20 protein-coding genes are annotated in these 20,502 nt (G+C 64.0%); 11 read left to right on the top strand and 9 right to left on the bottom strand.

Annotated elements, in window-relative coordinates:
* Nucleotides 1–3: 3 nt before the first annotated feature.
* Genes C1D09_RS23420 through C1D09_RS23410 form a run of 3 tightly spaced genes read left to right on the top strand, consistent with a single transcriptional unit; the run spans nt 4 to nt 2,120 of the window.
* Nucleotides 4–813: a transporter substrate-binding domain-containing protein gene (locus C1D09_RS23420; RefSeq protein ID WP_143976514.1), complete on the top strand. Its 810-nt coding sequence runs from the start codon at nt 4–6 to the stop codon at nt 811–813.
* A 6-nt stretch (nt 814–819) separates the two neighbouring features.
* Nucleotides 820–1,476, top strand: coding sequence for an amino acid ABC transporter permease (locus tag C1D09_RS23415; protein WP_143976513.1), 657 nt, complete (start codon nt 820–822; stop codon nt 1,474–1,476).
* Complete coding sequence (locus tag C1D09_RS23410; protein WP_143976512.1) at nt 1,473–2,120, top strand: amino acid ABC transporter permease; 648 nt, start codon at nt 1,473–1,475, stop codon at nt 2,118–2,120. The genes C1D09_RS23415 and C1D09_RS23410 overlap by 4 nt, the downstream gene beginning before the upstream one ends.
* A gap of 84 nt (nt 2,121–2,204) precedes the next feature.
* Here the strand turns inward: C1D09_RS23410 and C1D09_RS23405 are convergent, their stop codons facing one another.
* Entirely contained in the window at nt 2,205–3,089 is an 885-nt protein-coding gene (locus tag C1D09_RS23405; protein ID WP_143976511.1) for an AraC family transcriptional regulator, read from the bottom strand.
* A 217-nt stretch (nt 3,090–3,306) separates the two neighbouring features.
* Here C1D09_RS23405 and C1D09_RS23400 point away from each other — a divergent pair, with 217 nt between their 5' ends.
* Together C1D09_RS23400 and C1D09_RS23395 are read left to right on the top strand one after the other, a co-directional pair.
* Nucleotides 3,307–4,122 (top strand): dienelactone hydrolase family protein, encoded by an 816-nt coding sequence (locus tag C1D09_RS23400; protein ID WP_246135844.1) that lies wholly within the window; start codon nt 3,307–3,309, stop codon nt 4,120–4,122.
* Between the two features lie 184 nt (nt 4,123–4,306).
* Nucleotides 4,307–4,906 (top strand): sulfotransferase family protein, encoded by a 600-nt coding sequence (locus C1D09_RS23395; RefSeq protein WP_281288630.1) that lies wholly within the window; start codon nt 4,307–4,309, stop codon nt 4,904–4,906.
* A 54-nt stretch (nt 4,907–4,960) separates the two neighbouring features.
* Here C1D09_RS23395 and C1D09_RS23390 read toward each other — a convergent pair whose 3' ends face one another.
* Complete coding sequence (locus C1D09_RS23390) at nt 4,961–6,364, bottom strand: MATE family efflux transporter (protein WP_143976508.1); 1,404 nt, start codon at nt 6,362–6,364, stop codon at nt 4,961–4,963.
* A 251-nt stretch (nt 6,365–6,615) separates the two neighbouring features.
* Between C1D09_RS23390 and C1D09_RS23385 the strand changes: the two genes are divergently transcribed.
* The 6 genes from C1D09_RS23385 to C1D09_RS23360 all read left to right on the top strand — a co-directional run bounded on the left by C1D09_RS23385 (nt 6,616) and on the right by C1D09_RS23360 (nt 13,002).
* Entirely contained in the window at nt 6,616–7,533 is a 918-nt protein-coding gene (locus tag C1D09_RS23385) for an AraC family transcriptional regulator (protein WP_143976507.1), read from the top strand.
* Between the two features lie 239 nt (nt 7,534–7,772).
* Nucleotides 7,773–9,047, top strand: coding sequence for an ABC transporter substrate-binding protein (locus tag C1D09_RS23380; protein ID WP_143976506.1), 1,275 nt, complete (start codon nt 7,773–7,775; stop codon nt 9,045–9,047).
* A 129-nt stretch (nt 9,048–9,176) separates the two neighbouring features.
* Nucleotides 9,177–10,043 carry a carbohydrate ABC transporter permease gene (locus C1D09_RS23375; RefSeq protein ID WP_143976505.1) on the top strand — a complete coding sequence of 289 codons (867 nt, stop codon included), beginning with the start codon at nt 9,177–9,179 and terminating at the stop codon, nt 10,041–10,043.
* A complete protein-coding gene (locus tag C1D09_RS23370; RefSeq protein ID WP_143976504.1) occupies nt 10,040–10,852 on the top strand; it encodes a carbohydrate ABC transporter permease in 813 nt (270 codons plus the stop codon). Before C1D09_RS23375 ends, C1D09_RS23370 begins: the two co-directional genes overlap by 4 nt.
* Before the next feature lie 15 nt (nt 10,853–10,867).
* Nucleotides 10,868–11,914 (top strand): NAD(P)-dependent alcohol dehydrogenase, encoded by a 1,047-nt coding sequence (locus C1D09_RS23365; protein ID WP_143976503.1) that lies wholly within the window; start codon nt 10,868–10,870, stop codon nt 11,912–11,914.
* Between the two features lie 2 nt (nt 11,915–11,916).
* Entirely contained in the window at nt 11,917–13,002 is a 1,086-nt protein-coding gene (locus C1D09_RS23360; protein WP_143976502.1) for an ABC transporter ATP-binding protein, read from the top strand.
* An 8-nt stretch (nt 13,003–13,010) separates the two neighbouring features.
* Here the strand turns inward: C1D09_RS23360 and C1D09_RS23355 are convergent, their stop codons facing one another.
* The 7 genes from C1D09_RS23355 to C1D09_RS23325 all read right to left on the bottom strand — a co-directional run bounded on the left by C1D09_RS23355 (nt 13,011) and on the right by C1D09_RS23325 (nt 20,398).
* Nucleotides 13,011–14,597 carry an FGGY-family carbohydrate kinase gene (locus C1D09_RS23355; RefSeq protein WP_143976501.1) on the bottom strand — a complete coding sequence of 529 codons (1,587 nt, stop codon included), beginning with the start codon at nt 14,595–14,597 and terminating at the stop codon, nt 13,011–13,013.
* Nucleotides 14,594–15,277, bottom strand: coding sequence for an HAD family hydrolase (locus C1D09_RS23350; protein WP_143976500.1), 684 nt, complete (start codon nt 15,275–15,277; stop codon nt 14,594–14,596). The genes C1D09_RS23355 and C1D09_RS23350 overlap by 4 nt, the downstream gene beginning before the upstream one ends.
* Before the next feature lie 15 nt (nt 15,278–15,292).
* Nucleotides 15,293–16,771, bottom strand: coding sequence for a mannitol dehydrogenase family protein (locus C1D09_RS23345; RefSeq protein WP_143976499.1), 1,479 nt, complete (start codon nt 16,769–16,771; stop codon nt 15,293–15,295).
* Nucleotides 16,772–16,859: 88 nt separating this feature from the next.
* Nucleotides 16,860–17,630, bottom strand: a complete 771-nt coding sequence (locus C1D09_RS23340) for an L-iditol 2-dehydrogenase (protein ID WP_143976498.1) — start codon at nt 17,628–17,630, stop codon at nt 16,860–16,862.
* A complete protein-coding gene (locus C1D09_RS23335) occupies nt 17,627–18,631 on the bottom strand; it encodes an ABC transporter ATP-binding protein (protein WP_143976497.1) in 1,005 nt (334 codons plus the stop codon). The genes C1D09_RS23340 and C1D09_RS23335 overlap by 4 nt, the downstream gene beginning before the upstream one ends.
* Before the next feature lie 58 nt (nt 18,632–18,689).
* Entirely contained in the window at nt 18,690–19,514 is an 825-nt protein-coding gene (locus C1D09_RS23330; protein WP_143976496.1) for a carbohydrate ABC transporter permease, read from the bottom strand.
* Between the two features lie 11 nt (nt 19,515–19,525).
* Nucleotides 19,526–20,398 carry a carbohydrate ABC transporter permease gene (locus C1D09_RS23325; protein ID WP_027047618.1) on the bottom strand — a complete coding sequence of 291 codons (873 nt, stop codon included), beginning with the start codon at nt 20,396–20,398 and terminating at the stop codon, nt 19,526–19,528.
* Between the last annotated feature and the right edge of the window lie 104 nt (nt 20,399–20,502).

Here is a 20,502-nt window from a genome sequence, read left to right as displayed (position 1 = left end):
AAAATGACAATCCACTCGACACTGAAATCGTCCATCTCCGCCATCCTGGTGCTTGGCGCCGCTGGCTTCGGTCTCGCCACGCAGGCGGCCAACGCCGACGCGCTGGCTGACATCACCAAGGCCGGCACCATCAATGTCGGCGTCTTCGCCGACTTCCCGCCCTTCTCCTCGGCCAGCGCCGATATGAGCCTCAAGGGCTATGACATGGATGTCGCGCAATACATCGCCGACACGCTCAAGGTGAAGCTCAATCCGGTCGCAGTCACCGGGCAAAACCGCATCCCCTATCTCAACGACCATCGCGTCGACATACTGATGAGCGTCGGTTACTCGAAGGAGCGCGAGCAGGTCATCGACTTCGCCGCCGCCTACGCGCCCTATTACATCGCGGTGATCGGTCCGGCGGCAATGTCCGTCAAAGGCAAGGAGGACCTTGCCGACAAGTCGATCGCCGTCAATCGCGGCACGCTCGAGGACACCTCGTTGACCGAGGCCGCGCCCGCTTCCGCTGACATCAAGCGCTTCGACAACTACAATTCGGTCATCCAGGCCTTCATCTCCGGCCAGACCCAGCTCATGGTCGTCGGCAACGATGTCGGCGCCCAGGTGCTGGCCAAGCAGGATGCGCTGAAGCCGGAGCAGAAGTTCCAGCTTCTGACCTCGCCTTCGCATATCGGCCTCAACAAGAACGAGGACGGGTTGAAGAAGGCGGTCAACGACGCCATCGCCAAGATGCTGGCGGATGGCAAGCTGGACGAAAGCTCGAAAGCCTGGCTGAAGACGCCGCTCAATCCCGACAACCTCAAGGATTGAGTTCCCATGGCCTTCGGCTGGCTTCCAGGCGCCGTGGGCGATATCGCGCATGGCGCGGCCACGACGATCCTGCTGATCGCCGTGACCACGCTGGCGGGGACGCTGCTCAGCATCCTGGGCGCCGCAGGCCGGCGAAACGGACCTTTGCTGCTGCGTCACGCCATCGCCTGGTATGTCGAAGTGATGCGCAACACGCCGTTCCTGGTGCAGCTGTTCTTCATCTTCTTCGGCCTACCCAGCCTCGGCATCAGGCTCGATCCGATCCTGGCCGCCATGCTGGCGATGACGCTCAACATGGCGGCCTATACGATCGAGATCGTCGGGGCCGGGCTCGATGCCGTGCCGGGCGGACAGACGGAGGCCGCCCTGGCTTTGGGGCTCAGGCCGCGGCAGGTGTTCATCAAGATCGTGCTGCCGCAGGCGCTTAAGATCATCTATCCGGCGCTGACCAGCCAGATCGTCATCATGATGCTGGAATCGGCCGTGGTGTCGCAGATCGCGGTGCGCGAGCTGACCTATGAGGCCGACATGTTGCAGGCGCGCACCTTCCGGTCCTTCGAGACCTATTTCGTCGTGACGCTGGTCTACCTCGCAATGTCGATGGCCTTGCGCCGGCTTCTGGTCACCGGTGGCCGCCGCGCGCTCGGAGCGGGCGTGTCATGATCGAGTTCACCCTCTGGGACATCGTGCGCAACCTTCTGCTGGCCACGCGCTGGACCGTGCTGTTGTCGCTGGCCGCCTTCGTCGGCGGCGCGCTGGTCGGCATGGCGGTGCTGTTCTTCCGCATCTCCAAGCAAAAATGGAGCCGGCGCCTTGCTTCCGGCTATATCGCCCTCTTCCAGGGCACGCCGCTCCTGATGCAGCTGTTCCTGATGTTCTTCGGCCTGCCGATGCTCGGCCTGCGCATCGAGCCCTGGACCGCAGCGGTGCTCGGCCTGACCTTCTTCGCCAGCGCCTATCTCGCCGAGATCTGGCGCTCCGGTGTCGATGCCTTGCCGCGCGGCCAGTGGGACGCCGGCGCCAGCCTCGGCCTGCACTATCTGCAGGAGCTCCGGCTGATCATCCTGCCGCAGGCATTCTCGATCACCCGCGCGCCGACGGTCGGCTTCCTGGTGCAGCTGATCAAATCGACGGCGCTGACCTCGATCATCGGTTTCGAGGAACTGGTGCGGACCTCCAACGCCATCAACAACGCCACCTTCGAACCGTTCAAGGTCTACGGGCTGGTGGCGCTGATCTTCTTCCTCATGTGCTTCCCGCTGACGCAATATGCCCGTTCGCTCGAAAAGCGCGCGGCGGCCCGCTAGATCCAGGCGGATTGACCGGGATCGAGTGGACAACGGCCTGTCCGCTTCTCGCGATCGGCAGGGACAAGCCGCTATCCCCGTGCGCTACTTCAGGGGCAGGAAGAGTTCGACGACGACTTCGTGCAGTGGGCCTTCCGCGAGGCGGGACAGCCGGCGCTGGCAATAGACCGGAAAGTCGCGCACTTCCTCGCCGCTGGCCGGAAGCCATTCACGATAGAGGTAGAGTGCTGCGGGTTCGAGATTGTTGGTGTTGCCGGGGTAGCGCAGCACCGCGCAGCGCCCGCCCGGGATCACGCCGGCCTTCATCTGCCCGTCTTTCTCATCGATCGGCTGATCGGTCCCCACACAAATGTCCATGCTGTAGTCAGACGCGATTGCCGGCTCCCTTTCGGAACGGAAGACGTTGAAGGTCGGGCTTGTCTCGGGTGACAGGCCCGCCGCCTTGCGCCAGGCGATGAACCGCTGGATGGTGTCCTGGAGTGTCGCTCGGTCTCCGCGATGCTCCATGATCGCCACCGGTGTGGGCGGTACGTCGCGGATCGTTACGTCGTCGTGGTCAAAGATGATCTGCATGAGCGTGTTCCTTGCTTTGTCGAAAGGCCCGAAGGCCGTGAGCCACGCCGCCCAGTCGGGAGATTTCCGAAACGACGAAGGCGACTGGCCGAACCGTTGCCGAAAGGCCCGGGCGAAGGCATCCGGTGCGTCGTAACCGGCATCCATGGCGATATCGGTGACGCTTTCGGCGTCTCTGTCGACCAGCCGGTACGAAGCGCGCTTCATGCGGGCGAGCTGGACGTAGCGGTGCACGGACAGCCCGAAGGTGGCCATGAATTGCCGGTGGAAATGGAATTTCGAGAACGCCGCGACGCCGCTCAACGCTTCCAGGCCCAGATCGTCGTCCAGGTGCTGGTCTATGTGGTCCAGCACCCGCTGCATCCGGGCATGATAGTTTTCAACGGACGCCTTCACCGTCTCATCCTCCGTGGCAGCACCAGATAGACGCTCCCAAATAAGTCGCGCTCGACCGATCTTGCGATTTGGCATGGTCGCCTATCTTCACCACGCAACCGTGATTTGCGGTAAGCCGGACCGCGCCTCAATGTCACCACAGCGGCTTTCGGGAGAGAGGGCTCTGGCGATGCAGGCGAAATATCGTGTCGCTCTCGCGGGCTTGTTTGCCCTTTGGATGATACAGCCGGCCGCGGCCGCCGACCAGGCGCCCGACCGCGTCAGCATCCCGGCCGACGGCGAGAACGAGCCGGCGACGCTGGACGCAATACTGTTCAAGCCGCAAGGGCAAGGGCCGTTTCCGGCGGTCGTGGCCATGCATGGCTGCAGCGGCCTGTGGAGCAGCAAGAACAAGGCGGAACTCGGCCCGCGCCATGCCGACTGGGGCCGCCGCCTGGCCGCTCTCGGTTATGTCGTGATCTTTCCCGACAGTTTCGGCTCGCGCGGTCTAGGGCCGCAATGCAAGAACGGCGACCGGGAGGTCGAACCGTATCGCGAGCGGGTGGAGGATGCGAACGCTGCCCGCCGCTATCTGCAGACGCTGCCCTACGTGAAGCCCGCAGCCATCGCCTTGCTCGGCTGGTCGAATGGCGGCTCGACCGTTCTTTACACGGTCCGGCCAAAGGACAGGCCGAAGGCTGGCTCGCCGGACTTCCGCGCGGCGGTCGCTTTCTATCCGGGCTGCACGGCTCCGGCCGAAAAAGGCGATTGGGCGACCCGTGTGCCGCTGCTGATCGTGATGGGCGAGGCGGACGACTGGACACCGGCCGCGCCGTGCAAGGCCCTCGCCGACGCCAATCCCGGCAGCGTGAAGCTCATCCTCTATCCCGGCGCCTATCATGATTTCGACAATGAGGCGCAGAAACTGCACGAACTGCATGGGCTGGCCTATACCGCCAATGGCGACGGCGTGGCCCATGCCGGACTGGATCCGGCAGCCCGCGCGGCAGCGCTCAAGGACGTGCCCGACTTCCTCGCCGTGCTGAAGCAATAGGCGACATCGGATCAACCTGACTGTCACCGGCTACGGGCCGCACGCGGCCCGAATTATGTGCAAGACAGGAATATCATTCACGGCTAATATTCCAGCGCTGACCACCGATCCTGGGGGAAACCGCCTGCGGGTGCTGCTCGCAAGCGATTGATCTAAAGTAGCGCGCCTGAATCGGGGGACTGTGATGATACGGGTGATCGGAACGGGCTTTGGCCGGACAGGTACGGACTCGATGCGCGAGGCGCTGACGATCCTTGGCTTCGGCCCGTGTCACCACATGTACGAAGTCATGGCCAACGAAGACCAGAAGCGGCTTTGGCGCGCTGTGGCCCAGGGCGCGGCCCCAGAATGGAATCGTCTGTTTGCCGGCTACGCATCCTGCGTCGACTGGCCCTCGGCGCACTATTGGCGTGAGCTGATCGACTTCTACCCGGACGCCCGGGTCATCCTGACATATCGTCCCCCTGAAAGCTGGTGGGCAAGCTTCGAGAAGACGATCCTGGCGGGCATCAGCCAGAGTACGGATCAGGAATCGCTCGGTCTTGCCTTGGTCTCCAGGCAGGTCTTCGGCGGCCGGGCGCAAGATCGCGCCCATGCGATCGCCGTCTACGAAGCCAATGTAAGGGCGGTCATTGCGACAGTGCCACCGGATAGGCTGCTGGTCCACAATCTGGGGGACGGATGGGAGCCGCTTTGCCTGCATCTCGGCGTGCCGGTGCCGGACCGGTTGTACCCCCATCGCAACAACACCGAGGACTTCCGGTCGGCTCTCGAACAGAACTAGCTTGACCATGTTTGCAAGTGTTGATGGCCGCCTGGCGACCGCCGACGGTCTGGTTCAATGTCCAAATGCCAGCGGCGGTGCTATGCGGTCCCGCCGCAACCAGCGCGCCAGCAGCAGCGCCGCCACCACCGCCAGCCCCGATGACAGGCCGATCCAGATACCGACGCCGCGGAAGCCGAAATGGAAGGCCAGCAGCACGCCGAGCGGCAGGCCGACGCCCCAATAGCCGATCGCGGCATAGATCATCGGCACCTTGGTGTCGTGCAGGCCGCGCAGCATGCCGGCGGCGACCGCCTGCGCGCCGTCGAAGACCTGGAACAGCGCTGCAAACACCAGGAACGAAACGGCAAGCGCGATCACCCGGGCGTTAGCCGGGTTGGCGAGGTCGATGAAGGCGCTGATCAGCAGATGCGGCCACAGCACCATCACCAGCCCCATCAGCGCCATGAACGAGACGCCGATGACGAACGCGGTCCAGCCGGCGCGCGACACGCCTTCCGGATTGCCGGCGCCGTGCGCAAGCCCGACGCGCACCGTCACCGCCTGGTTGAGACCCAGCGGCACCATGAAGGAGATCGAGGCGATCTGGATGGCAATGGCATGCGCGGCCAGCGAATCCGCGTCGATCAGGCCCATCAGAAGGGCTGCCGCGTTGAAGATCGTCACCTCGAAGGCGAGGATGCCGGCAATTGGCAGGCCGAGCCGCAGAAGGCCCTTGAAGCGCGGCCAGTCGGACCGCCAGAAGCGGCCGAACAGGCGGTAGCGCTGGAACTTCTTCTCCAGCATCACCACGAGAGCCATGCCGATGAACATCAGCGTGCTGGAGAGCGATGTGGCAAGGCCTGAGCCGGCAATGCCCATGGCCGGGACACCGAGATTGCCGAACATGAACACCCAGTTGAACAGCGCGTTGCAGGCGACGGCCACGAAAACGATGATCAGCGCCCAGCCCGGCCGCTCCAGTGCCGAGATGAACGAGCGCAGCACGATATAGCCGTAGAAAGGCAGCACCGCCCATTCCAGCCAGCGCAGGTAGATACCGGCCTGATGCGCCAGCGCGGGTTCCTGGCCCATGGCCAGCAGGATCGCCTCGCCGTGCCACAGCACGATCCAGATCGGGACCGAGATCAGGATCGCCAGCCACAGGCCCTGGCGTACGGTGCGGCGCAGGTCACGCACCGAATAGCGGCGGCGGCCGAGTTCCGTCGCGATCATCGGCGAGGTCGCCAGCATCAGGCCGAGGCCGAAGATCAGCGGCATGAAATAGAGGTTGGCGCCGAGCGCCCCGCTGGCCAGCGTGTCCGGCCCGAGCCTGCCCATCATCATGACGTCGGTGGCCGTCATCGCGGTCTGGCCGAGATTGGTCAGCACCATCGGCCAGGCGAGCGCCAGCGTCGCCCTTATTTCCTGACGCCAATGATTTTCCGGCGCGCGAGCGCCGGCTTCGATCGCAGACATTGTTCCGCTCTTTCAAGGTTGCGGCGCATCGGCATAAGGCCGGAAGCCGCATTGCAAACGGCAAAACCTTCGGTTTCGCGGCGTTTGCGCCGTCTATTGAACGAAATGCGACATGATGGCAAGGGAGGAGGAGCGGGCACCGATTGAGCCAGCGCCATTCCAGGGGGTACGTCGCCGCGTTCCCTTGCCGGCCGCTGGCTGCTGCCGATTGCCGTGGAGACCGCCAGCCAGCGGCCCGCCGGGAGGAATGGATGGCGTTCAGGCAGCGAAAAAACACGGCCGCGATTCCGCGCACAGCGCCGGCTTTCGAGCACATCGTTACCGAAGCGAGCGACAGTTTCCTGTGGCGGCTGGACGACTATCCCTGGGAACGCAATGTCTGGAACTTCCATCCGGAATACGAGATCCACCTGCTTCGCAAATCCTCCGGCGTGGTCCTGGTCGGCGATCATATCGGCGAATTCGGGCCGGGCTACCTGACCATTGTCGGTGGCGGCCTGCCGCATGATTGGGTGACGGCGGTGCGGCCTGGCGAGTTGATCGAAGGCCGCGACATCGTCCTGCAGTTCGATGCGCAGAGGCTGCGCGGCTCGGCGGGCCTGCTGCCGGAACTGCGCGAACTGGAGCCTTTCCTGGAGCGGTCGTTGCGCGGCATGGTTTTTCACGGCCGCACGGCACAGGAAGGTGCCGAACTGATGGAGCGGATGGGAACCGTGCACGGGCTCGCGCGCCTTTGCCGGTTCCTCGAACTGGTCGACCTCCTGGCCAGGACCGACGAATACGAGCTCTTGTCGTCGCCGGATTTCTCGCCGGTTCTCGACGCCGCCTCGCTCGACATCATCCAGCGCACCCTGACCTATCTGTTCCAGCATTTCGCCGAGGATCTGAAGCTGCCCGACGTTGCCGAACGCGCCGGAATGAGCGAGAGCACATTCTCGCGCTTCTTCCAGAAGAACACCGGCAACTCCTTCAGCGACCACCTCGCCAAGCTGCGGCTCTGGCAAGCCTGCAAGCTCCTGGCCGACACCGATGTCGCGATCACCGACATCTGTTTCCAGGTCGGCTACATGAACATCTCCAACTTCAATCGCGCCTTCCTGCGCAAGCACAAGATGACGCCGTCCTCCTATCGCAAGCTGTCGCGGCAGCGGCTGACGATGCGCGCATAAGCACAAGCTGAATCAGCGGCTTTCACGCGATCGATACTCATGTGACGAACTTCGTTGCAGGGTTGCGGATTTTGCGCTGCACAATGCATAAAAGTACAGGTTTGCTGCAACGGGGCTTCTAGCTTGGCCCGGTTGAACTCCGCATTTTGGCGATGGGTGGCTTGTCGCTCGGGCGATGGTGAGGATCGCGGAACCCGAGGACTTGCGCTTCCTGCGAATGTTCCTGGAGGAGAAAAACAATGAAACCAATTCGGCTCGCTGCGGGCTTGGGCGCAGCTTTCGTGCTTTCCGCTACCGTATCAACCATCGCGCTGGCGCAGGCGCCGGTCTGCTCGGCGCCGGTCAAGGTGCTGGCGCAGCCGCGCGACGGCCTGACGCTTCTGGAGGACTCCAAGGCCGAGTTCGAGAAGCTCGCCGGCGCCGGCTTTCAGATCGACTATCTCAACGAAAACGACCGCCGGGCGAAATCACGCGCCGATGCGTCCACCGTCGGCAATTACAACGTCTACTATGTCGACGAAGCCAATGTCGCTCTGTTTGCCTCGTCGAAATGGATCGTACCGTTGACCGATTATTATCCGGCTGACTATGACTATGCCGACTTCGATCCCGGCCGCCAGAAGGTCGCCACCTATGAGGGCAAGGTCTGGTTCGCGCCGCTGACCGGCGGCGGCGACCTGATGGTCTACCGCAAGGACGTGCTCGAGGCCGCCGGCATCCAACCGCCCAAGACGCTGGACGAACTGATCGCCGACGTGCCGAAGCTCACCAACCCGGACAAGGGCATGTATGGCATCGCGTTGCGCGGCGCACGCGGCTCGGGCGCCAATGTCTGGCGCTGGATGCCGTTCTTCAAGGCCTATGGCGGCCAGTGGTTCGATGGCGACAAGCCGGTCTTCAACTCGGACGCCGCCGTCAAGGCGACCGAGACCTATCTGAAGCTGTTCAAGGATTCGGCACCCGGCACGCAGACCGGCAGCTGGGATGAATCGACCGGCGCCTTCCTGTCGGGCCAGGTCGCCATCCTCGTCGAATCGACGCCGCTGTCGGGCATGGCGGTCGATCCCAAGACCTCGCAGGTGGTCGGCAAGATCGGCTTCCTGCCGCCGCCCTCGCCGCTGCCTGGCGGCGGCTACGGCCATGGCCTCGCCATCGCGGCGAAGGCCAATGCCGACGATGCCTCGAAGAAATGCGCCGGCCTGTTCATCGCCTGGGCGACGTCGAAGGAAAACGAGAAGCGCCGGCTCGACGCCCATCAGTTCGGCGAGCTGAATCGCAGCAGCATCCTGTCCAACAAGCAGTTCGCCGACATCTACGGCGCCGATCTCGGCCAGGCGCTGGCCGAAACCGGCAAGGTCACGGCGGTCAATTTCTGGCAGGATCCGCGCTGGCCCGATCTCGGCGACCGCTGGGGCATCATCCTCGAGGAACTGGTGACGGGCACCCGCACCGATATCAAGGGCGGCCTCAACGAACTCGAGGCCTATGCCAACGAGCTGGCGAAGAAGAAGTAGGGCCATCCTCCCGCCCGTGGCGCGCGGTCCGCGGCATTGTCGCCAATGCCGGGACCTGCGCGTCGCGGGACTTTGCCCAACGAGGAAATCATGCCGACACGATCGAGACGCAAGCGAGGATAGATGCCCATGGCCCGACGCACGTCGCTCCCCGTCACCTTCGTCGTTCCTACCATCGCCATCCTTCTGGTGCTGTCGATGGTGCCGACGCTCTACGCCATCGTCATCGCCTTGCAGAACCGCGAGTTGAGCACGCCCGACTATTCCTGGGTCTGGCTGTCGAACTTCGCCGACCTGTTCCTCGACCGCCGCTTCCTCAACGCGGTCTGGGTCTCGGTGAAATGGGAGATCGTCACCGTCGTCGCCACCATGGTGGTGGCGATCGGGCTCGGCGTGCTGATGTTCGAGGTCGCCGGCCCACGCCTGCGCAACCTCCACTGCCTGCTCTTCATCATCCCGGTCCTGCTGCCGCGCGTCTCGGCGGCCTTCGTCTGGAAGTTCGCCTATCATCCGCTCTACGGCATCGCCACCTATCCCTACAGGCTCGTCACCGGCGGGCTGATCTTCGACCCGTTGTCCAAGCCGGGGACGGCCTTGTTCGCCGTCGCTTCGGTCGATGTCTGGCAATGGGGACTGTTCTTCGCGGTTATCGTGCTGAAACTGCTCGAAACCCTGCCGCCGCAGCCGATCGAGGCGGCACGACTCGACCATGCCAAACGCTGGCAGATCCACGCCTATGTCACCTTGCCGATGCTGAAGGCGCCATTGATCAGCCTGATGTTCGTCAAGATGATCGAATCGCTGCGCTCCTTCGACCTGATCTATGTCATGACCCGCGGCGGACCGGGCGTGGCGACCGAGACGCTCGACATGTACGCCTTCTCGCAAGGCTTCATCGAATCCGGCAAGGTTTCCTACGCCTCGGCCATGGCCGTGCTGATGATGATCGCCACCGTCATCACCTTTACCATGCTGTGGAAGCGGGTGCAGGCATGAGGCCCGGCAGACTGATCGGCAAGGCCATTTTGGCGGTGGCCGGGTTCCTGGCCGTGTTTCCGCTGCTGTGGACGGCCCTCAATGCGCTCAAGAACAATGTCGACATCATCACCCGCGTGCCGCGCCTCGTGTTCACGCCGACATGGGCCAACATCATCTACATTCTCGGCCGCGACAGCGTGCTGACCGGGCTCTACAACTCGGTCGTCGCCTGCGGCTCGGCCGTGCTGATCGGCGTCGTCCTCGGCCTGCCGGCGGCCTACGCGGTGGCGCGCTATCCCAACCGCTGGGCCGGCGACATTCAGTTCTTCGTGCTGTCGCTGCGCTTCCTGCCGCCGGTGGCGGTGGCCATCCCGCTGATGGTGATCTGGCTTCAGGTCGGCCTTTACGACACTTTGCCGGCGTTGATCATCACCTATTCGCTGCTCACCATCTCGGTGATCATGTGGCTCGCCATCCCCGCCTTCCAGAGCGTGCCGAAGGAGATCGAGGAGGCCGCCTTCGTCGACGGCTACGGCGCCTATTCGGTGTTCTGGCGCATCGCGTTGCCCGTGGCGGCCCGCTCCTTGGCAGGGGCGGTCGCCTTCAGCTTCGTGCTGGTCTGGAACGAATTCCTGATCGCGCTGATGCTGTCGAGCTCCAACGCCAAGACCTTGCCGATCGTCGCGTCCGAACTCTCCCAGCAAGGCATGAACGTGCCATGGGGCATTCTCAACGCCTCGGTCGTGCTCCTGTCGCTGCCGCCGTTGCTGTTCCTCGGCGTCCTCAGCGGCTTCCTGAATTCCGTTTTCCGGCAAAAAAAGACTTGATGCGAGGATTTCCCGATGCGGGCACTGGTGCTTGAGAAAAAAGGCGAACTGTCGCTGCGCGAGATCGCGCTGCCGCTCGATGTCGGACCGGACGACGTCAAGATAGCCATCCACACGGTCGGCGTCTGCGGCAGCGACGTGCACTATTACACGCATGGCGCCATCGGCAGCTATGTCGTGCGGGCACCCATGGTGCTCGGTCACGAAGCCGCGGGGACGGTCGTCGAGACCGGCGCCAATGTCGGGACGTTCAAGGTCGGCGACCGCGTCTGCATGGAGCCGGGCGTGCCGAACCTTTCGTCGCGCGCGACGAAACTCGGCATCTACAATGTCGACCCCGACGTCAGCTTCTGGGCGACGCCGCCGGTGCATGGCGTGCTCGCGCCCTACGCGGTGCACCCCGCCGCCTTCACTTACAAACTGCCGGACAATGTCTCCTTCGCCGAGGGCGCGATGGTCGAGCCCTTCGCCATCGGCATGCAGGCGGCGAGCCGTGCCCGCATCGTTCCGGGCGATGTCGGCGTCGTCGTCGGCTGCGGCCCGATCGGCATCATGATCGCGCTAGCCGCGCTGGCCGGCGGCTGTTCAAAAGTGCTGATCTCCGATTTTTCCGCGCCCAAGCTGAAAATCGCCGCGCAGTACGCCGGCATCGTGCCGGTCAATATCGGCGAGCAGTCGCTGGTCGACGCCGTCGCGGCGGCGACCGACAATTGGGGTGCCGACATCGTTTTCGAGGCCAGCGGCAGCCCGAAGGCCTTCGCCGATCTGTTCGATGTCGTGCGGCCGGGCGGCGCGGTGGTGCTGGTCGGACTGCCGGTGGAACCGGTGGCCCTCAACGTGCCGGCGGCGATCTCGAAGGAGGTGCGCATCGAGACGGTGTTCCGCTATGCCAACATCTTCGACCGCGCCTTGCAGTTGATCGCTTCCGGCAAGGTCGATCTCAAGCCGCTGATCACCGGCACCTATGATTTCCCGGACAGCATCAAGGCATTCGAGCGCGCCGCCCAGGGCAATCCGGAAGACGTCAAGCTGCAGATCCTGCTCACCGGCGAGAAAGGATGATCATGTCCGCGATCGTTTGCTCCCATGTCGACAAGGCCTATGGCGCCACGACGGTCATCCGTGATCTCAACCTCAGCATTGAAGAGCACGAATTCGTCGTGTTTCTCGGCCCGTCCGGCTGCGGCAAGTCGACCTTGCTGCGCATGCTGGCGGGGCTGGAGGACATCAGCGGCGGCGAGGTCTCGATCGGTGGCAAGGTAGTCAACGACCTCGATCCGGGCGACCGCGGCATCGCCATGGTGTTCCAGAACTACGCGCTCTATCCGCACATGACGATCTTCGACAACATCGCCTTCGGGCTGCGGCGCCAGAAGGTGCCGGCGGCCGAGATCCGCAAGCGGGTCGACGCGGTGTCGAGGACGCTCGGGCTGGACCCTTATCTCGGCCGCAAGCCGGCCGAGCTGTCCGGCGGCCAGCAGCAGCGCGTCGCCATTGCCCGCGCGATGATCAAGACACCAAAGGTGTTCCTGTTCGACGAACCGCTTTCCAATCTCGACGCCAAATTGCGCAACCATATGCGCGTCGAGATCGCGCGCCTGCACCAGTCGCTGAAGACCACCACCGTCTACGTCACCCATGACCAGCTGGAGGCGATGACGCTGGCCGACCGCATCGTGCTGCTCAAGGAGGGTGTCATCGAGCAGATCGGCGCGCCGGCGGAAATCTATCTGCGCCCCGCCAACATGTTCGTGGCCGGCTTCATCGGCACGCCGAACATGAATTTTGTCGAGGTGACGGTCGGCCGCTCGGACAATGGCTGGACGTTGACGGGCGCCGGAACGGTGCTTTCGATCGAGGGCTGGGGTTTCCATCTGCAGCATGGCGACCGCGCCGTGCTGGGTATACGGCCGCCGGATCTGAAGACGGCCGGCGCCGGCACCGCCGCCATACTACAAGGCACGGCCGATCTCATCGAGTTCCACGGCAATGACGCGCTGGTGACATTCGGCTCCGGCGGCAAGGAAATCAGCGCGTTGGTTCCGGCACGCGAATGCCCGGCGCTGAATGCCCCCGTCCGCTACACATTCGAGGAGGAAAGCATCCATCTGTTCGAAGCGACGTCAGGCGCATCGCTGCGCAAGCAGTAGGCAAAAGCCTACCGGATCGCGTCGAGCGCCTGGCGCTGGCGGTGCATCTCCAGGAAGATCCGGTAGTCGCGGTCGAAGCGGGCCCCTGCGGCCGGGTTGGCGGCACGCCTCTTGCCGCCTTGCTGCATGGCAAGGCAGGCGGCGTTGAGGTCGGGGAAAAGCCCGGCGGCGGTGGCGGCGACCATGCCGGTGCCGAGCAGCACCGCCTCGTCGGCCAGCGGCTCGACCACCGTGCAGCCGGTGGCGTCGGCGTAGAGCTCCATCAGCAGCGGGTTCTTGGTGTGGCCGCCGGTGACATGCAGCGTGTCGATCAGATAGCCGTTCTCGTTCAGCGCCTCCAGCACATGGCGCACGCCCAGCGCGATGCCGACGGCGGTGCGCCAGTAGAGCTTGCACAGGCTGTCGAAGGAGGAGTCAAGCGTCAGCCCGCTGACGACGCCGACCGCATGCGGGTCGGCGAGCGGCGAGCGGTTGCCATGGAAATCCGGCAGCACATGCAGGCGCGCGGCGAGGTTATCGCCCTCGGAGGCGCGCAGTTCGGCGACCCGCCTGGCGATCTTGGCGTGCATGGCGGCGTCCGGCTCGCCGCCGGCGCCGTGCAAGCGGATGATGTGGTCGAGCAGCGCGCCCGTGGCCGACTGGCCGCCTTCCGACAGCCACAGCTTCGGCAGCGCCGCGCCGTAGTAAGGCCCCCAGACGCCGGCGAAAGGCTGCGGATCGGGCGACATCGCCATGACGCAGCTCGACGTACCGGCGATCAGCGCCAGATGCCGGCTGATGTCCTGCTCGTCGCCGGCAAAGCCGCCGAGCACGCCAAGCGCGCCGGCATAGGCGTCGATGACCCCGGCGCCGACCCGGCAGCTTTCCGTCAGGCCGAGCTCCGCCGCCGCTTGCGCCGTCAGCGGACCAATGTCGGCGCCGACCGGGCTGGCGCGCTCCGGCAGATTGCCGTGCTCAAAGAGATCGTCGAGGCCGACGATCTCGAAGAAATCGCGCTGCCAGGCGGTGTCTTCGTGCGCCAGGTAGGTCCATTTCGCGGTCAGCGTGCATTGCGAACGAGCGAGCGACCCGGTCGCCTGCCAAGTCAGGAAATCGGCCAGGTCGAACAGATAGCCGGCTTCATTCCATGTATCTGGCAGATTGCGTTTCAGCCACATCAGCTTCGGCGTCGCCATTTCCGGCGACATCACGCCGCCAATATAGTTAAGGACCTCGTGGCCGCTTGCCGTGCATTCGTCGGCTTCGGCAATGGCGCGGTGGTCGAGCCAGACGATGGTGTCCCAGCGCTTCTGGCCGGTGGTCGAAACGCTGAGCTGGTCGCCCTGCCGGTCGCGGACGACCAGCGAGCAGGTGGCGTCGAACGAGATGCCGACAATGTCTTGCGCCGCGACGCCGGCCTTTTCGCGGGCGGCACGCACGGCGGCGCAGACCGCCGACCAGATATCGCGCGAATCATGCTCGGCATGATCGGGCTTTGGCTGGTTCATGGCGATCGGCCGATCGGCGCGGCCAAGCAAAGTACCACTGGCATCGAGAATGCCCGCGCGAGCGCTCCCGGTGCCGACATCGACCGCGCAAACAAACTGTTTCGTCAAGATGCTCTAACTCTCGCTCCCAGGCCTGCAATCAGATCGGGCAATTGCAGCATGTCAGCGAATATAAAGTCCGGTTCACTCGACGCAAGCCGCGCTTTCAGGGCGGCGTTGCCGGCATGCGCGCCGCCGGTGAAGGCAAGGACGCGCATGCCGGCCGCGCGCGCCGCCGCGACGCCGGCCGGACTGTCCTCGATGACGAGGCATTTGCGCGGGTGTGCCCGCATGCTGGCGGCGGCGTGCAGGAAGAGGTCGGGCGCCGGCTTTCCCTTGGCCACCATGGCGGCGCTGAACAGATGCGGCTCCATCAACCCGAGCAGATCAGTGACGTCGAGCGCATAGCGGATGCGGTCCAACGTGCCCGACGAGGCGACGCAGAACGGCAGGCCGAGCTTCGGCAACATCTCCTTGACGCCGGGGATCGGCTTGAGCTCCTCGCGGAATTTTCGCATCAGGTCGACACGCATCGCGGTCAGATGCTGATCGCTGATCTCCAGGCCGAAGTCGCTGGCAAGGATCTCGCGCACGCTTTTCATGCTCTTGCCGAGGAAATGCTCATAGGCGGCGTCCTCGCTGAGGGTACCGCCGGCAAGTTTAATCATGCCGAGCAGCGCCGAGACGGAGAGCGCCTCGCTGTCGACCAGAACGCCATCGCAGTCGAAGATGACCAGTTCAGGCGTCATGATGGCTGATGGCTCTCAGAGCTTGCCGGCGATGTAGCGCGTCAGCGTGGCGCGGGCGCCGCTGGCCCACAACACGTTGAGCGCGTGGCCGAAGGCCTCGACAAACGTCGTGGCGCGGCCGACATCGCCATAGATGTCCTCCATGGCCAGCCAGGCGGCGGGCGTCTCCTTTGCCGCCTTCGCCGTGGCCTGCAGCCGATCCCAGCTCGGGTCGTTGGGTTCGATGACGGCGCCGCTGTCTGACGTGCCGAAACAGTAGCGGCACCATAGCGCCGATTCCAGCGCCAGGCCGGCGACGCCTTTTCTGGCCTTCAGGCGGTCGGAGATGGCCGGGATGATGAATTTCGGCTGACGATTTGAGCCGTCGAGGCAGAGCCGGCGGACGGTATCGCCGATCTTGGGGTTGGAGAAGCGCTTCTCGATGAGCTGGTAATAGTCCTCCAGCACTGTGTTTGGCACCGGCGGCACGGTCGGGATGATCTCGTCATGCTCGAGCTTGTCGAGAAAGCCGCGCACAAGGGGCTCCTGCATCGCCTCATGGACGAAATGGATATCCATCAACCCGGCTGGATAGGCGATGGTGGCATGGCCGCCATTGAGGATGCGGATCTTCATCAATTCGTAGGGGGCGACGTCCTTGACGAACTGCACGCCGACCTTTTCCAGCGGCGGACGGCCATCGGTGAAGCGGTCTTCCAGCACCCATTGCCGGAACGGTTCGCAGAACACCGGCCAGGCGTCCTCCACGCCAAAATCCTTGGCCAGTATCCCGCGCTCGCGGTCTGTGGTGGCCGGGGTAATGCGGTCCACCATGCCGTTTGGAAAGGCGACGTTGCTGCTGACCCAACTGGCCAGATCCTCGTCGATCAGCCGCGCCAGACCAATGACGCCGTCCGAGGTGACATGCCCATTGTGAGGGATGTTGTCGCAGGACATCACGGTGAACGGCACGGTGTCCTCGTCGCGCCGGCGCAGCAGCCCGGCGAGGATGATGCCGAACACGGTTTTCGGCGTCGCGCCCGGCTGCGCGTCGGCGACGATGTCCGGATGAGCGGGGTTGAACTTGCCCGACGCCGGGTCGATGAAATAGCCGCCTTCGGTGATGGTCAGCGACACGATCTTGATCGCCGGATCGGCCAGCCGTTCGATGATGCCGGCCGCATCGCCCGGCATCAGGAAGTCGATCATGGCGCCGGTGACACGGGCGCTCATATGGCCCTCATCCTGCTCGACCACCGTGGTCAGCCAGTCCTGCTCTTCGAGTTTGCCGCGACCGATCTTCTCGCCCTCGAAGACGCCAGCGCCGACCAGCGCCCAGTCGTGGCCGACACCTGAATTGAACAGATCGTCGAGATAGACCGCCTGGTGCGAGCGATGGAAATTACCGACGCCGAAATGCACGATGCCAGGTCTGAGCGCCGCCCGGTCGTATTTCGGACCGGCGACATTGGCGGGCAGCCTGGAGAGATTTGAGGACGAGAGCTTCACGGTCATCTGTCTTACCCTTTGGCCGGGTTCCGGCCTTCGCTATTTAGGCCTCTGCTCCCCGCGCAGGGGCGGGGAGCAGAGGCCGTCCCCCGCCTCAACTCATCCACTGGCCGCCGTCGACATTGTAGGTCTGGGCGACGATGTACTCGGCGTCGCTGCTGGCGAGAAAGACCGCCATGCCGGCCAGGTCCTGCGCCGTACCCATGCGGCCATACGGCACCGCCTCGCCGACCAGTTTCTTCTTCTCGCCCTTCGGGCGGTTCTCATACTTGGCAAACAGTGCATCGACGTGATCCCAGTGCTCGCCGTCGACGACACCAGGGGCGATCGCGTTGACGTTGATGCGGTGCTTGATCAGGTCGAGCCCTGCCGACTGGGTCAGCGAAATGACGGCGGCCTTGGTGGCGCAGTAGACGCCGACCAGCGGCTCGCCGCGCCGGCCGGCCTGGCTCGCCATGTTGATGATCCTGCCGCCCTTGCCCCGGGCGATCATAGAGCGGGCCGCCGCCTGCAGCATGAACAGCGTGCCGGCGACATTGACCGAGAACAGCCTTTCATAGCTCGCCCGCGAGATCTCGACGATCGGCGCCAGGTCGAACAAGGCGGCATTGTTGATCAAGATGTCGAGACCGCCGGCCTCGCTCTCCACCGCCTTGACCGCGGCGTCGATGGAGGCCTGATCCGTGACGTCGAGCTTGACGGCATAGGCCTTGGCGCCGATCTCGGCCGCCGTCTTTTGCGCGGCCTCGAGATTGATATCGGCGATGGCAACGACAGCGCCTTCGCGCGCATAGGCTTCGGCGAAGGCCTTGCCGATGCCACGCGCCGATCCGGTGATCAGCGCCGATTTGCCTTTCAGCCTCATGCTGCCATTGCCTTGCCGTCGGCGCCGAAGCGATGCAGCTTGGCCTTGTCGGGCGTCAGATAGATGGTATCGCCATGATGCACGGCCAGTTCGCCGTCGGCACGCACCGTCAGCGGACCGACGCCGTCGGCCTGGACATGCAGGAAGGTGTCGGATCCCAGATGCTCGGCAACGCCGACGGTGGCCTTCCATTCGCCCGCCGTGGTCGAAATCTGCATATGCTCGGGGCGGATGCCGATGGTCTTGGCGCTATATTTGGCGGCCGGCGCGCCTTCGACCAGGTTCATCTTCGGCGAGCCGATGAAGCCGGCGACGAACAGGTTGCGCGGCGTCTTGTAGAGCTCCATCGGCGAGCCGACCTGCTCGATATTGCCGGCATTCAGCACGACTATCTTGTCGGCCATGGTCATTGCCTCGACCTGGTCGTGGGTGACGTAGATCATCGTCGTCTTGAGCTGGTGGTGCAGCTCGCTGATCTCCAACCGCATCGTGCCGCGAAGGGCCGCGTCGAGGTTGGACAGCGGCTCGTCGAACAGGAAGGCCGAGGGCTGGCGCACGATGGCGCGGCCGATGGCGACGCGCTGGCGCTGGCCGCCGGAGAGCTGGCCGGGCCGCCGTTCGAGATAATTGGTGAGGTTCAAGACGCGCGCCGCGTCCTTCACCTTCCGGTCGATGGTCGCCGGGTCCTCGCCCGCCATCTTCAGCGGGAAGGCGATGTTCTTGGCCACGGTCATGTGCGGGTAAAGCGCGTAGGACTGGAACACCATGGCGAGCTTGCGCTTGGCCGGCGCCTCGCCGGTGACGTCGCGGCCGTCGATGTTGATGGTGCCGCCGCTGGTGTCCTCCAGCCCGGCGATCAGCCGCAGCAGCGTGGACTTGCCGCAACCCGACGGGCCGACGAAGACGACGAACTCGCCATTCTCGATCACCAGGTCAATGCCCGGAATAATGACCGTCGACCCGAACGATTTGGAGACGTTCTTGAGCGTGATGTTTCCCATGGTTTCCTCCCCGAGGGGTTATTGTCCGACGTTCTTGAGCGCCACGTTACGCCACGGCTTACTTCACGGCGCCAAAGGTCAGGCCGCGCACCAGCTGCTTCTGGCTGAACCAGCCCATGATCAGGATCGGGGCGATCGCCAGCGTCGAGGCCGCCGAAAGCTTGGCCCAGAACAGGCCTTGCGGGCTGGAGAACGAACTGATGAAGGCGGTCAGCGGCGCTGCTTCCGTGGTGGTCAGGCGGATCGTCCAGAACGCCTCGTTCCAGGCCAGGATGATGTTCAAGAGCATGGTCGAGGCAATGCCGGGCACCGCCATCGGGGTCAGCACATAGACGATCTCGTTCCACAGCGAGGCGCCGTCCATGCGCGCCGCTTCCAGGATCTCGCCGGGGATCTCGCGGAAATAGGTGTAGAGCATCCACACCACGATCGGCAGGTTGATCAGCATCAGCATGACCATCAGGCCGATGCGGCTGTCGAGCAGGCCGGTGTCGCGGAAGATCAGGTAGATCGGGAACAGCACCGCGACCGCCGGCATCATCTTGGTGGACAGCATCCACATCAAAATGTCCTTGGTCCGCTTGGTCGGCGAGAACGCCATCGACCACGCCGCGGGAATGGCGACCAGCAGGGCCAGGACGGTCGATCCGACCGAGAGCAGAACGGAATTGAAGAAGAACTTGAAGTAGCCGCTCTGCGCCTGAACCTCGGCATAGCTCTCGAACGTTCCCGACGGGATCAGGGCGAAGCCCTGGATCGCCTCCTGTTCCGACTTGAACGAGGTGATGATCGTGTAGAGGATCGGGAAGAAGATCAGCAGGGCGACGATCCAGGCCGCAACCGTGGCGATCGTCTTGTGCTGGGTGGTGACTGCACGGGCCATCTTGTCCTCCCTTACTTGTCGAGGTTCTTGCCGACCGCGCGCATGGCGAAGAAGGCGACGATGTTGGCGAGAATGACGGCAATCACACCGCCCGCGGATGCCTGGCCGATTTTGAACTCCAGCAGTGCCTTCTGGTAGACGAGGAAGGGCAGGTTGGTGGAGGCGTAACCGGGGCCGCCATTGGTGGTGACGAGGATCTCGGCATAGACCGAAAGCAGGAAGATCGTCTGGATGAGAATGACGACGGTGATGGCGCGCGACATGTGCGGCAGCGTCAGATAGATGAAACGGCTGATGAAGCCGGCGCCGTCCATTTCGGCGGCTTCCTTCTGCTCGCCGTCGAGGGACTGCAGCGCGGTCAACAGGATCAGCGTCGCGAAAGGCAGCCACTGCCACGCTACGATGATGATGATCGCCGTCATCGGATGCTGCCCGAACCAGTCGATCGGTTGCGCTCCGAAGAAGCGCGCTATGTCGGCGAACACCCCATATTGCGGGTGCATGATCATGTTCTTCCAGACCAGCGCGGCCACCGGCGGCATGACGAAGAACGGCGAGATGACGAGGATGCGCACGATGCCCTGTCCCCACATCGGCTGGTCGATCAACAGCGCCAGCAGGATGCCGCCGATCACCGTGATCAAGAGCACGCTGATCACCAGGATCAAGGTGTTGAGGATCGACTGCAGGAAGGCGGGATTGGAATAAAACAGCGCGTAGTTGGAGAAACCGACGAACCCGTCGCGGATCGGGTTGAGGGGATTGTACTGCTGGAAGGAGAACCAGATGGTGATGACCAGCGGCACGATCATCCAGACGAACAGCAGCACGACGGATGGCGCCATCATGAAACGGGCAAGCGAGCGGGTCTGCTGAGTAGCCATGACGGTCACCCTTCAATGGTCAGACTGAATTTTCAGAGGCGTTGAAGGCGGCCGCCCGAGCTGGGAACTCGGGCGGCCGTTGCCGGTCGAGGAGGCAACCGGCA

This window comes from Mesorhizobium intechi (genome assembly GCF_002879535.1).
GTDB lineage: Bacteria > Pseudomonadota > Alphaproteobacteria > Rhizobiales > Rhizobiaceae > Mesorhizobium > Mesorhizobium intechi.
The sequence above is the reverse complement of the archived record's forward strand: the minus strand, read 5'-3'. Positions and strand labels throughout refer to the sequence as shown.